Raw genomic sequence first — 12,845 nt, forward strand, 5'->3', positions numbered from 1 at the left:
GATCTTCACCGTTGCATCAGCGGCAGATGCAGCCGCCGCGCTGGCTGCCCGGCCATCGTCGCCAGCGAGTTCACCGCGCGCGAGAGCGCATCCACCTGGTCATCCTTCCCCGCGTGCGGAAACGCCCGCAGCTCCGCCAGCAACGCATCATTCCAAGGCGCCGCCACCATCGCCAAATTCCCGGCATCCATCTGCGTCGCCGCCGGCATCGCCCGAATCGTCTTCGCATCCCGCTCCGGGCTCGCCATCACCTTGTAGCCCGCCAAGCTTCGTGTCAGCATGGCAATCTGCGCCGCCCCCGCTTGGCCGGGGTCCTGCGGCAGCGCGATCACCGTGCCCGGCCCATCCAGCCGCGCCATCTCGATAATCTTCGCCTCCACCTGCGCCGGGGCCGCCTGCAGCCGCGCCACATCCAATACCACCAGCAGATTCTCGGCGGTCACGCCCAGCTTCAACCCCACCGTATAATCCGGCGCCTTCCCGGCCGAAGCCGCGCTCGCCGCCAGATCCCATCCGCGCATCACCTGGCGCAGCGGCGGCGCCTCGGGCAAAATCCGCACCCGCGCGGCGTTAAAAAACGCCGCGTCCGGCGGCAGCGGCGCCTGCTGATACATTGCCGCAAATGCCCGCTCGCCCACTTCCCGGCGCCGCCGCTCCAATTCCGCGCGCCCTTGCCATTCCGGCCACAGCGCCTCACCCGGCGCCCGGCCCAATTCGTCACCGGGCTCCGCCAATGCCGGCAGACGCAGGCATCGCCACCCCGCCTCCGCCGCCAATAGCCGCCCGGCCAGATCATCCTCATGCCAACGGGTCATGATCAGCACGATCCGCCCCCCCGGCTTCAGCCGCGCCGTCAGCTCGCCGCGATACCAATCATACAGCGCCTCCCGCGCCGTCTGGCTTTCCGCCTCCGCCCACGACTTAACCGGGTCGTCAATGATGATCAGATCCGCCCGCCGCCCCGTGATCGGCCCACGCACCCCGGCGGCGAAATACTCCCGCTCGCCCTCCAGCGCGAAGCGCGACGCCGCCTTGCTATCCTTGCGGATCGCCAGGCCCAGCCAGCCCGCATGCTCCTCCACCGCCGCCCGCACGCGCCCGCCAAAATAATTGGCGAGCGATGCGGTATGCCCCGCGGCAATCACCTGCGCGCGCCGCTGCGCGGCCAGAAAATACGCCGGGAACAACACCGACCCATAAGTCGATTTCGCCGATCCCGGCGGCATCTGCACCATCAGCCGGTCGCAGACCCCATCCGCCACATCCTGCAACTTGCCGATCAGCAATTCATGATGCCGCGCCGGCGCCTGCCCCTTGGCCGCCATCGCCAGCCGGGCAAACTCAAGAAACCCGCCCGCCGCCGTCAATGTTCAGCCTAACCCGTCTGTGTGTGTTGTAGAACCAGTATACCCAAATCTATACGTCAAACCCGGGCATGTGGGCAAGGAAAAAATAACATAATGTTAGAATTATTTTCGCCGTGCGTTCAAGCCATCGACAATCAGCTCAATCCCCTGCCCATGCCAGCGCTGCGCCGATTTATGATCCGCCCCCAGCATCGCGCCAATTCGCCGCCACGGAAACAAATGCCGCCCACTGATCGGATGCACCAGTGCCCGCGCCCCCACAATCCGGCGCAGCACATATTTCGTTTCGGGGATCATTGTTAGCCAGCCAAACGCTTCGTCCATGCGGCTGATCTCCGCGGCACTCGGCATCGGCGGCCGCACCGCCGCCGCCTGCCAGCCATAGGCCTCCATCGCGCTCTGCAGCACGTCGAATTTCGTCGTCCGCAATTGCGTCGAATACCCGCGCGACGGCAACGCCAACATCGTCGCGCCCGCCGCCTCAAACCGTGCGATCAAATCGTCCGCCGTCATTCCTTGTCTCCTTCCGGAAATGGTTCGGATGTTAATAGTCCCCATGTCAGGGGGTGCCCGGCGGGCAGTGGCGGCCTGTTAGCGTCATCGAGCAGGTCGTCGCGTTTCGGCGGCGCCGCCATTTTCTTCGGCGCCGCCGCCCGCAGGCGGCGTCCACGCTCGATTACGGTGCTTCTCGCCAGCCCCAGCCTGCGCCCAATGGCCGACCACGTCTCCCCCGCCCCCCGCATCTCGCAAATCGTCCTGTCCGCTGTTTCCGTCCACTGCCTCGCCTGCGGCATGCCCTCTCCTTCCCGGCTGTCACCGCCGAGTTAGAATATCTAACATTATGCGTCAAGAAAAACTAACATTGAGTTTGACCACGGGCGTGTTAAGAGTTTGCCATGGCTTCTAAAAAACAACCTCCGGCCGAGACCGTCGGCGCCCGCATTCGGGCTCTGCGTCTCGCAGCCAACATGACCCAGGATGAATTCGCCGCTAAACTCAATGTTTCCAGGTCCGCCATCGCCCAGTGGGAGACGGACCGCGCCGGTCAGGTGCGGGAAAACATGGAGCGCATCGCGAAAGTTCTTAACACCTCGCTCGGCTACCTGGTTTCGGGTGAAACCGGGTCACTGATGGGCGATGAGCTGGCATTAATGCGGCTATACCGCGCCTGTTCGGCCGAGGACCGCCGCATCCTGCTGCAAACCGCGCGCCGTCTGGCGCGCGGCTGATCCGTTCAAATCTGCTCCGGCCGGAGCAGACGCAGTTCATGATACACGCCGCCCTCGCGCGAGAAATGCATGTTATAATGTGGATCATTCGGCAGAACCTTAGCATAACGCTGCCGCATAACCTCATTTTCCCACATAAACCGGCCAAGTTTGGTGTTGTCGAAATCATCACCTCGGCTGATGCTCTCGCGGTGTTCCGCCACCACATCCGGCAAATACACAATTTTCCACCCGGCTTTGGTTAGCTTCGCACACAAATCCACATCGTTGAACGCCACTTTCAACGATTCCTCGTCAAATCCGCTAACATCGAGGAAGGCCCGCTTGCGCACCAGCATGCAAGCGGCGGTCACGGCGGAAACCTCCTGCGCCGCCATCGCATGCGCCATATAGCCCGGCGCGCGCCCATCGAGCCCGCGGAACGCATGGTCCGCCACCCCGCCCACGCCCAGCACCACCCCGGCATGCTGCACGGTGCCATTGGGGTAGAGCAGCTTGGCCCCCACTGCCCCCAGCTTCGGGTCGGCCAGACACTCATCCAGCATCCGGCGCAGCCAATCCGGCTCGCTCACAAACACGTCGTTATTCATGAACAGCAGGTACTCTCCCGCCGCCGCGCTAACGCCGATGTTATTGATACGCGAGTAGTTGAACGGCTCCGCGATCCTGATCACCTTGGTATTCGGCATGTTGGCCTGGGCGGCGGTGAACGCCTCCGCTCCGTCCTTGCTCGACCAGTTGTCGAGCAGGATGATCTCATACGCCACGTCCTTGGTATGCGTGCGGATGGCGTCCACGCATTCCCGCGTCATCGCGATATGGTCGCGGAACGGGATCAGGATCGACACCTTCGCCCCCTGCCGCGCCTTGGGCCGGAACTGCCATTCCACCTCATAACAGGTCATGCCCTCGCGGCTGCTCACCTTCGCCGGCAATTTGCGCCGCGCCAGATGCGCCTGCACCGCCGTCTCCCCGGCCGTCACCGCCTTCGGCTTGGCCTGCGCCCCGGCCGCGGCGGTCGAGCTGCCGGTCTTGCGCCAATGATACAGCACCTCCGGCACATGGTGGATCTCCGCCGGGGCCAGGTGCTCGCACAGCCGCAGCAGCAGATCATGGTCCTGCGCCCCGTCCAGCGCCGGGTCCAGCCCGCCCGCCGCGCGCAACGCCCCGGCCTCCACCATCACGAAATGGCAGATGTAATTGATCTCCAGCAGAAAGCGGTAATTGAAATCCGGTTTGAAATGCGGCTCGCCCAGCGCCCCGCCCCGCTCCACCTTGTCCTCGTCGGAATAAAGCAGCTTGGCGCCGGTCGCCCGCCATGCCCGCAGCATAATCTCCAGCGCCCCCGGCTCTAGCAGATCGTCATGGTCAAAAAACGCCACCAGCTCGCCCTTGGCCGCCGCCAGCGCGTCATTGGTCGCCCGCGCGATCCCGCCATTGCGCTTGCGCGCCAGCACGCGGATGCGCTTATCCGCCGCCGCCAACTCCCGCATCGCCGCGCTCAGCGCCGCATCCCCGCTGGCGTCATCCACCAGCAGCAACTCCCAGTTCGGGTAGGTCTGCGCCCGCACCGAGTCCACCGCCGCCAAAAACTCTCCGATCGCCGGCCGATAAACCGGACACACCACCGACACGAGCGGCCCCGGCTCCGGCAGCGCGCCATAGCGCGCCTCGGCCCGCGCCAGCGCCAGCGGCAGCGAGGCCGCGGCCCAGCGCGCGTAATCCTCCAGGAAATAGCGTTCCCGCGGCAGCGCCGATTGCAACTCCCGGCGCAAATTAAACGCAAACGAAAACAGCTCGTCGGTGCGCGCCATCAGCGTCTCGATCTGCTCGCTCGCCCCGGCCGAGGGAAACTCGATATCCAGCGGGCTACCCAATATTTCCTGGCGCTCGGGCATGGCGAACACCTGCAGCGTCATGCGCCGCTGCCTGACCCCTTCGGGCAGATACACGCTAAACCCGCAGGCTGCGTCACCCCCCGTCGCCCCGGCCACATCGGCGCGGAACTGCTCCGCCACCACCTCGGCCAGCGGCTGCCCGGCGGCGGTGATCAAAATCTTAACGCCGCCCAGCCTAGTCCCGGCGGCATCATCCACCCGGTGCGCCCAGCCCTGGATCAACCCGCCAACCAGCCCATCCAGCACCGCCTCCACACGGGTCGGCTTGGCCAGGCAGAAATTCAGCGCCCCCATCTCGCCATTACGCGAGCTCAGCGGCACCGCCTCCCCGTCCACGGTGGCGAAGGTGATGGTGTGCCGCAGCCCGTCGCGGTAGCGCGCCGGGATCTCATAATAAAAGCCGATCCGGCTATTCACCGGCGTCACCAGCCTCGCATCGTCGCGGTGCAGGTCGCAGGGCACCACATCCGCGATCACGCCATCGATCATCACGCGCAGCCGCAGGCTCTGCTCCGGCGCCTCGAAATCCACCGCCCAGCCGCCCACCGCGGTCTCGTCAATGCGGTCGAAAAAACACAATAGCCGGCGCGCCCGCGCCGCCACCTTAGGTTTTGCGCCCGTCCTCACCGTACCTGTCCTGGTCGCCATACTTCGCTTTCCGTTCACCTGTCACAATCGGGCCGCCGCCAACGGCAGCAGCCTTGCCAGCCGCGCCGCCCATTCCGCCTGCCCAACGTCCGTTTGTATCAGATCCTGCCGGATTTCCAACTCCAGGTAGTCCAACCCGCGCGTCTCGGCATGCACCGGCACGCCGTAATCACTCTCATCGGTCAGCCGATAGGGTGCGTTCTCCCCCACCACCAGCCCCGTCTCGGCCCGCAGCAGCGCCGCCAGCGCGAGGGAAAGCCTGGGGTTGCGGTTATACAGCACCGCCACATGCATCGGCCGCGCCTGCGCCATGTAAACCGGGGTAAAACTATGCATCGCCACATAGATGCACCCCGGCCGCGCCCCGATCAGCGCCTCGATGGCGGCGTGATACGGCTCAAAAATCGCCGCCCGGCGCGCCGCCTTGGCCGGAGCGTCGAGCCCCTTATTGCCGGGGATCTCCGTCGCCTCGCTCACCTCTGGGCAGGCGCTGGCCACGCCCGGCTGGCGGTTGCAGTCAATCACCAGCCGCGAATAAGTCTGCAGCACCGCCGGCGCGTCGAGCGCCGCGCTCAACCGCCGCGTCACCCCGGCAATGCCGATATCCCAGGCGATATGCCGCTCCATCTCCGCCGCGCTCACGCCCAAATCCCCCAGCGCCCGCGGGATCGCCCGGCCCGCATGGTCCGCCGTCAGCAAAAACCGGCTCTTCCCCTCCGGACGCAGCACCTCCGCCGGCGCCGCCTCATCCGCCCCCAACAGCCCCGCGCTCATCTCACGGCTTCCACACGATCTGCTCCGGCGCCGCCGCGCGCGGGTCGTACTCGATCATCTCGCCATTCATCACCGACACCCCGGTAAGCGCCAGAATGAAGCCCCAATGGCTCACCAGCAGCGTGGTCGCCTCATCCTCCCGCCCGGCCATGGCGGCGCGGAACGCATCGGCCCGTGCCGTGGTCTGTGCCTCGCTTTCAGTCTCGTCATGCCACCATCGCGCGGGCAGATGCCCGAATTCATGCGCCGGAAACCGCCGCGCCAGCGCCTCGGGGTGAGAGCCGATATCGCACACGAACGCCGTACGCTCGCGCACCTCGTGCCACACCTCCACCGTCACCCCCGGCAGCGCCAAAAAGGGCTGCGCCGTCTGCAGCGCGCGGGTATAGGGCGACACGATGATCCGCGTCAGCCCGGCCGCGCGCAACCGCGCCGCCGCCTTGCGCGCCTGCTCATGCCCCAGCGGCGTCAGTTCCGGATCCTCGATCCCGGGGTCCCGCCGGGTCTCGGTGAAATGCAGGTTGAAATAGCTTTGCCCATGGCGCAGTAGAAACATGTCTCGTCCTTCGGCTCCCCGCGCGCCGCGCGCGCGTTGCCGTTATGTCCCACTCGGGGCCGGGTTGGCCAGCCTGGATCATCCGCTTGCTTTCATCTATCCCTTGGCGCAGACTTCCCGGCAGAGGATTCAGTGCAGACCAACGCGTTCCAATCCCTAGGCGGGTTTCCCGTCATTCTCATCATTTTCGCGGGCGTGGCGATCCTCCTCATCCTGCGCCTGCGCAGCGTGCTCGGTCGCCGCGTCGGGTTCGAGCGCCCGCCCCAGCCGCCGCCGGGGCTGTATGCCCAGGGCCCGGTGATCGAGGGCCGCGCCACCCCCGCGCCAGCCGGCCGCCCGGTGCCCGACCCCAGCTCCCCCCTCGGCCAGAAGCTGATGCAGATCGTCAACCGCGACCCGCATTTCGACCCGCCGAATTTCCTGTCCCAGGCCGAGAGCGCCTTCCGCCTGATTGTCACCGCCTTCGCCGCAGGCGACCGCGCCACCCTCTCCCCCCTGCTCTCGCCGCATGTGTTCGAGACCTTCGACGCCGCGATCCGCACCCGCGAGGCTGCGGGCGAGCGCCACCGCACCGAGATCAAGACCATCGTCACCGCCAGCATCGAAGACGCGCAGCTCCTCGCCGACCACGCCGCCATCGTCGTGCGCTTCGTCTCCGACCAGGTGAACGCCGAGCTCGACGCGACGGGCACCCCCAAGCCCGGCACCGAGGGGGTGAACGAACTCACCGACCTCTGGACCTTCGAGCGCAACCTCAACGGCCCCGAGCCCGGCTGGCGCCTCGCCGCCGCCCGCAGCGGCTAACCTCATGCCCCGCAAGCCACCCGCCCGCCATCTCTGGCCCAGCCTCGCCCTCGCCGCGCTCACCGGCTGCGCCGTACCGCAGACCGGCACGCTCAACCTGCCCGGCACTCCGCCCGGCAGCCCGGTCTCCTTCTCGGCCCTGCCCGGCTGGAGCACCGACAACACCAGCGAGGCGTTGGAGGCCTTCGTCACCGGCTGCAAGAGCATCACCCTGATGCCGCCCGACCAGCCGCTCGGCGGCGCCGGTCTCGCGCAATCCGATGCCGGCCAGGCCGGGCAATGGGCCACCGCCTGCGCCGCGGCCAAGGCGGTGCCACCTGGCGATAGCACCGCCGCCCGCCAGTTCTTCGAGGCCAATTTCATCCCTTATGCCGTCTCCGGCCAGGCGCTGATCACGGGCTATTTCGAGCCGGAATTCCCCGGCTCCAAAAACCTCGCCCCCGGCTACACCGTGCCGCTCTACGCCAAACCGGCCGACCCCGCGCTCGCCGCCCTGCCCCGCGCCGCCATCGACCACGGCGCCCTCTACCGCAAGACCCCGGTCACCGCCTATCTGGCCGACCCGGTGGACGCCTTCATGCTGCAAATCCAAGGCTCCGGGCGCATCCTGCTCGCCAACGGGCGCACCCTGCGCGTCGGCTTCGGCGGCCAAAACGGCCAGCCCTACACCCCCATCGGCCGCATCCTGGTGCAACAGGGCGACCTGGCGCCAGATGATGTCAGCTATCAGAGCATCTCCGCTTGGCTGAAGGCCCACCCCGACCAAGCCCAAGGCATCATGGAGCAGAACGCGCGCTACGTGTTCATCAAGCCCCTTGGCTATCTGCCCGACGACGAGGGCGCCCCCGGCGCGCTCGGCGTGCCGCTCACCGCCGGGCGCTCCCTGGCCATCGACAAATCGGTGATCCCGCTCGGCACCCCGGTCTTCGTCGCCACCACCGACCCGATCACCCAGACCCCGCTCGACCGCCTGACCGTGGCGCAAGATACGGGCGGCGGCATCCAGGGCCCCGACCGCGCCGACCTGTTCTTCGGCGCCGGGCCGGATGCCGAAACCACCGCCGGCGTCATGCGCCAACCCGGCCAGCTCTACGTCCTGCTGCCCAAACCGGCGGCCCCATAATGGCGCGGCGCTTGCCCGGCCCTGGGCAAAGGGCTACAGCGCCTCGTCAAAACATACAGGGTGGCATGAATGAGTTCTGACGCGCATCACGGCACCGGCGCCAACGCGCCCCTGCGTCTTGCGACGCTGATCGGTGTGCTCGGCGTTGTCTATGGCGATATTGGCACTAGCCCGCTCTACGCCCTGCAAACCTGCCTCACCTATTTCTCCCACACCACCTTCGTCCGCGACGACGTGCTGGGCATGATCTCCCTCATCACCTGGGCGCTGATCATCACGGTGACGGTGAAATACGTCACCTTCATCATGCGCGCCGATAATAACGGCGAGGGCGGCACGCTCTCGCTCATGGCCCTGGCCAGCCGCGTCTCGCGCAGCGAGCGCACACGCTCCGCCCTGGGCCTGATCGGCATCGTCGGCGCCGGGCTGTTCTTTGGCGACGGCGTGATCACCCCGGCCATCTCCATCCTCTCGGCGGTCGAAGGCATCGAGGTCGTCTCCCCCGAAACCTCGCATCTCGTGCTGCCGATCTCCCTCGCCGTCATCATGGTGCTGTTCCTGGTGCAGCGGCACGGCACCGGCAAGGTCGGCAACGCCTTCGGCCCGATCATGGCACTCTGGTTCCTGGTCCTCGGCCTGCTCGGCCTCAACCAGATCGTGCACGACCCGCGGGTGCTGGTCGCCCTCAGCCCCACTTATGGCGCCATGTTCATCATCCGCCACAACGCCATCGCCTTCGCCGCGCTGGGCGCGGTGGTGCTGGCCGTCACCGGGGCCGAGGCGCTCTATGCCGATATGAGCCATTTCGGCAAACGGCCGATCCGGGTGAGCTGGCTGTTCTTCGTGCTGCCCTGCCTGCTGCTCAATTATTACGGTCAGGGCGCGCTGGTCATCGCCAACCCGGCGATGGCCAATAACCCGTTCTACAACCTCGCCCCGCCCGCGCTGCAGGTGCCGCTCATCATCCTCGCCACCATGGCCACGGTCATCGCCAGCCAGGCGGTCATCTCCGGCGCCTTCTCGGTCTCGCGCATGTGCGTGCAGCTCGGCCTGCTGCCGCGCATGGAGGTCCGCCATACCAGCGCGCTGGAGCGCGGCCAGATCTACGTGCCGCAGATCAACGCGATCCTGGCCTTCGGCGTGGTGCTGCTGGTCCTCACCTTCGGCTCCAGCGCCTCGCTGGCCTCGGCCTATGGCATCGCCGTCACCGGCACCTTCCTGTGCGACAACACGCTCGCCGCCTTCGTCTACCGGCGCGAGTTCGGCTGGCCGCGCTGGATGGTCATCGCCCTCTTCGGCGCCATCGGCATTGTCGATTTCGCCTTCTTCGCCGCCAACTCGATGAAGATCTTCGAAGGCGGCTGGGTGCCGCTCGCCATCGGCCTCAGCATCATCCTGGTCATCACCACCTGGCGCCGCGGCCGCGGCCTGATCATGGCCCGCTGGGTGCAGGATTCGCTGCCGCTGGCCTCCTTCATCGGCCGCCTGCCGCAATCGCGCATCGTGCGCGTGCCCGGCACCGCCGTGTTCATGACCGGCAATCTCGACTTCGTGCCCAACGCGCTGCTGCACAACCTCAAGCACAACAAGGTTCTGCACGAGCAGGTGTTCTTCGTCACCGTCCGCAATCTCGACGTTCCCTACGCCGCCCCGGACGAGCGCGCCGAGGTCGAGGAAGCCACACCTGGCATCTACAAGGTGACGCTGTATTACGGCTTCATGGAGAGCCCGAACGTGCCGCAGGCGCTGGAAAGCCTCTCCGCCCAGGGCATCGACTTCAAGCCGATGCAGGCCAGCTATTTCCTCGGGCGCGAAACTGTGGTGCCCGCCTCGGTGCCCAAGCTGCGCTTCATCCGCCGCTGGCTGTTCCTGTTCATGGCCCGCAACGCCATCCCGGCCACCGAGTTCTTCCGCATCCCCTCCGACCGCGTGGTCGAGCTCGGCGTCCGCATCGCGGTCTAACCCGCCCCGCCCTGCCGCGTCGCCACAAAGGCGCGGCAGGCGGCGGCATCGGCCACACAGCCGCCCGCCAGCCACCACGCCTCGGCCTCACGCAACACCGCGCCCAGGCCAGGGCCGGGTGGGATTCCCAGCCCCGTCAGATCCCGCCCCTGCAACGGAAACACCGGCCGCGCCATGCCCGCGAGCCGCGCCCGCAGGCCCGCCCATTCCGGCCCCGCCCCGCCATGGAGCCAGACCCGGTCCACCAACTCCGCCGCCGCCTCGCGCGCCAGCGCCCGGCGCAGCGCCGCGTCGTCATCTTCCGGGCGCGGGATGCCCGGCACCAGCAGCGCCGCCAGCCGCGCCGCCTCCGCCCGGCTCAGCCGCCAGCGCGCGGCAAACCCCGCCGCATCCTCCACCAGCAGCGCCGCCAGCCGCGGCAGCGGGTCCACCGGCGCGCCCCGCGCCACCAGCGCCGCCAGCCGCGCCAGATCACGCCCCGGCAGCAACAGCGCCAGCACGCCGGTCTCCTCCATCAGCCGCAGCGCCGGCAGCGGGTCCGGCGCGCGCAAAATCTGCTTGATCTCGCTCCACACCCGCTCGGCCGACAACCCGCGCACGCCCTCGCGCAGCGCCCTGATCGCAGCCACCGCCTCTTCATCCGGCACGCCCCTGGCATAGCGCGCATAAAACCGGAAGAACCGCAGCACGCGCAGATAATCCTCGCGGATCCGCGCCGCCGCCGCGCCCACGAAGCGCACCCGCCCCGCCGCCAGATCCGCCCGCCCGCCGAAATAATCATAAATCGTGCCGTCGCGCGTGGCCGACATCGCATTGATGGTGAAATCCCGCCGCGCCGCGTCCTCACGCCAGTCATCGGTGAATTCCACCACCGCGTGCCGGCCATCGGTCGCCACGTCGCGGCGCAGCGTCGTCACCTCGAACCCGGTGCCCGCCGCCACCACCGTCACCGTGCCATGCGCCAGCCCGGTCGGCACCGCCTTCAGCCCCGCCGCGCGCGCCCGCGCCATCACCACCTCGGGCCGCAGCGGCGAGGCGAAATCCACATCCGCCACCGCCCGCCCGGCCAGCATGTCGCGCACCGCGCCACCCACCATGCGCGCCTCGGGCAGCGCGTCCCACAGCGCCGCCATGCCGGGCAGCTCGATCACCCCCGCCCCCGCAGCCTGAGCGCCAATTGCCGCAAGATCTCCCCGGTCGCGCCCCAAATCACATGGTCCGGATGCGGCCACACCGAGAATTCCAGCTCCATCCCGTGCAGCACGGCGCGGCGGCGCTGCGGCAGGGCCGGGTCCAGCAACGCAGAAAAGGGCAGGCAGAAAATTTCCTCCACCTCGCCCGGCGCCGCCGTCAGCCGCACCCCGCGCGGCACCAGCCCGATCACCGGCGCGATATGAAATCCGGTCAGGGTGACATGGTCATCCATCCGGCCCAGAATTTCCACGTCCCGCGGGTCGAGCCCGATTTCCTCCTGCGCCTCACGCAGTGCCGCCGCCTCGGGCGAGGCATCCTGCGGCTCGATCTTGCCACCCGGAAACGCCGCCTGCCCGGCATGGCTCGGCATTTTCGCCCCGCGCCGGGTCAGCCACACGCCGCGCCCGGGCTCCAGCGGAATCAGCACCGCCGCCGGCCGGTGCCGCTCGGGCACCGCACGCATCCGCGCCAGCCCCGGCGGCAACAGGCGGCGCAGCTCCTCGGCGCTCAGGGTCACGGGCAAACCGGCTCAGTCTTCGCCGCAGCCGGGCAGGTCGCCAAGCGAGAAAAACATCCCGCCGCTCCACACGCCCAGCACCTTGCGCCCGTGCAGCATCCCCGGCTCGGCCAGGGCCACCAGCTCGTAATAGGTGGCGCGGTTGATCCGCGCCTCGATCGGGTAGCGCCCCTTGCCGTCGCGCAGGCGCAGATACGGCGTCGGCTCGCAGCTCAGCAGATCATGCGCGATGCGGATCGGGTGCTCCGGCCCCGCGGTCACGCATTTATCCACATTGGTGCGGAAACACAGCACCTGCTCACGCCCATGCCCCTTCCAGCTCATCTCCACGGCCACAAACGGGGCGTCCTCCACCTCGATCCAGCCGCGCTCGGCCGGGGTTTCCAGCATATAGCGCCCGGCCTCGTCGCGGGTCAGCACCGAGGAAAACAGGCACACCATCTCCTTGCGCTGGATCGGGCTGCCCTTATACAGCCAAGTCCCGTCGCGCCTGATCAGAAACGGCAGCTCGCCACACTCCTTAGGGCAACGGGCGGCACCGCCCGCCAAGCTCCGCTGCTCAGCCCCTTCGCTCACGATTTGTTGATTCCCTTGCCCGCCAAAGCCCGCTCAAGTTTTCCATATAGGCGGCGGCTCGATCTAATCAAATCCCTTCCGCCCCTCCCATTGCCGCTCTGTCATTTTTCTGCGAAGCTTCGAGTCGCGCGGCGCAGGCGCTCGGCCGCGGCATAAAAAATACGGCCTGACGCAAATAAATACCGTGGACCAAACCG

General features: G+C 67.6%; 12 protein-coding genes. 4 read left to right on the plus strand and 8 right to left on the minus strand.

Annotation, left to right across the window (positions count from 1 at the left end):
- Positions 1 to 5: 5 nt before the first annotated feature.
- Together terL and LI953_RS05170 are read right to left on the minus strand one after the other, a co-directional pair.
- Complete coding sequence (terL, locus tag LI953_RS05165; RefSeq protein WP_227074971.1) at positions 6 to 1,367, minus strand: phage terminase large subunit; 1,362 nt, start codon at positions 1,365 to 1,367, stop codon at positions 6 to 8.
- Positions 1,368 to 1,469: 102 nt separating this feature from the next.
- Complete coding sequence (locus tag LI953_RS05170; protein ID WP_227074972.1) at positions 1,470 to 1,880, minus strand: DUF6362 family protein; 411 nt, start codon at positions 1,878 to 1,880, stop codon at positions 1,470 to 1,472.
- 383 nt (positions 1,881 to 2,263) lie between these two features.
- Between LI953_RS05170 and LI953_RS05175 the strand changes: the two genes are divergently transcribed.
- Positions 2,264 to 2,596: a helix-turn-helix domain-containing protein gene (locus LI953_RS05175; protein WP_227074973.1), complete on the plus strand. Its 333-nt coding sequence runs from the start codon at positions 2,264 to 2,266 to the stop codon at positions 2,594 to 2,596.
- 5 nt (positions 2,597 to 2,601) lie between these two features.
- Here the strand turns inward: LI953_RS05175 and LI953_RS05180 are convergent, their stop codons facing one another.
- The 3 genes from LI953_RS05180 to LI953_RS05190 are packed head-to-tail and all read right to left on the minus strand — an operon-like array spanning position 2,602 to position 6,472.
- Positions 2,602 to 5,142 carry a glycosyltransferase gene (locus LI953_RS05180; RefSeq protein WP_227074974.1) on the minus strand — a complete coding sequence of 847 codons (2,541 nt, stop codon included), beginning with the start codon at positions 5,140 to 5,142 and terminating at the stop codon, positions 2,602 to 2,604.
- A gap of 21 nt (positions 5,143 to 5,163) precedes the next feature.
- A complete protein-coding gene (locus LI953_RS05185; protein ID WP_227074975.1) occupies positions 5,164 to 5,916 on the minus strand; it encodes an N-formylglutamate amidohydrolase in 753 nt (250 codons plus the stop codon).
- A 1-nt stretch (position 5,917) separates the two neighbouring features.
- Positions 5,918 to 6,472 carry a histidine phosphatase family protein gene (locus LI953_RS05190; RefSeq protein WP_227074976.1) on the minus strand — a complete coding sequence of 185 codons (555 nt, stop codon included), beginning with the start codon at positions 6,470 to 6,472 and terminating at the stop codon, positions 5,918 to 5,920.
- 132 nt (positions 6,473 to 6,604) lie between these two features.
- Here LI953_RS05190 and LI953_RS05195 point away from each other — a divergent pair, with 132 nt between their 5' ends.
- The 3 genes from LI953_RS05195 to LI953_RS05205 all read left to right on the plus strand — a co-directional run bounded on the left by LI953_RS05195 (position 6,605) and on the right by LI953_RS05205 (position 10,361).
- On the plus strand, positions 6,605 to 7,276 hold the full coding sequence (locus tag LI953_RS05195) for a Tim44/TimA family putative adaptor protein (RefSeq protein ID WP_227074977.1): 672 nt from the start codon (positions 6,605 to 6,607) through the stop codon (positions 7,274 to 7,276).
- Between the two features lie 4 nt (positions 7,277 to 7,280).
- Complete coding sequence (locus tag LI953_RS05200) at positions 7,281 to 8,399, plus strand: murein transglycosylase A (RefSeq protein WP_227074978.1); 1,119 nt, start codon at positions 7,281 to 7,283, stop codon at positions 8,397 to 8,399.
- 69 nt (positions 8,400 to 8,468) lie between these two features.
- Complete coding sequence (locus LI953_RS05205) at positions 8,469 to 10,361, plus strand: potassium transporter Kup (protein ID WP_227074979.1); 1,893 nt, start codon at positions 8,469 to 8,471, stop codon at positions 10,359 to 10,361.
- On the opposite strand, the gene LI953_RS05210 is transcribed toward LI953_RS05205, so the two are convergent.
- Genes LI953_RS05210 through LI953_RS05220 form a run of 3 tightly spaced genes read right to left on the minus strand, consistent with a single transcriptional unit; the run spans position 10,358 to position 12,648 of the window.
- The gene (locus tag LI953_RS05210) at positions 10,358 to 11,494 is read right to left on the minus strand and encodes a CCA tRNA nucleotidyltransferase (protein WP_255643070.1); all 1,137 of its coding nucleotides are present in this window, start codon (positions 11,492 to 11,494) and stop codon (positions 10,358 to 10,360) included. The two genes, LI953_RS05205 and LI953_RS05210, sit on opposite strands and share 4 nt — an antisense overlap.
- Positions 11,495 to 11,508: 14 nt before the next feature.
- Positions 11,509 to 12,072, minus strand: coding sequence for a CoA pyrophosphatase (locus LI953_RS05215; protein WP_227075089.1), 564 nt, complete (start codon positions 12,070 to 12,072; stop codon positions 11,509 to 11,511).
- Between the two features lie 12 nt (positions 12,073 to 12,084).
- Complete coding sequence (locus LI953_RS05220) at positions 12,085 to 12,648, minus strand: DUF1285 domain-containing protein (RefSeq protein WP_227074981.1); 564 nt, start codon at positions 12,646 to 12,648, stop codon at positions 12,085 to 12,087.
- Positions 12,649 to 12,845: the final 197 nt, after the last annotated feature.

Origin of the sequence: Acidocella sp. KAb 2-4 (assembly GCF_020567705.1) — a bacterium.
Classification (GTDB): Bacteria; Pseudomonadota; Alphaproteobacteria; order Acetobacterales; family Acetobacteraceae; genus Acidocella.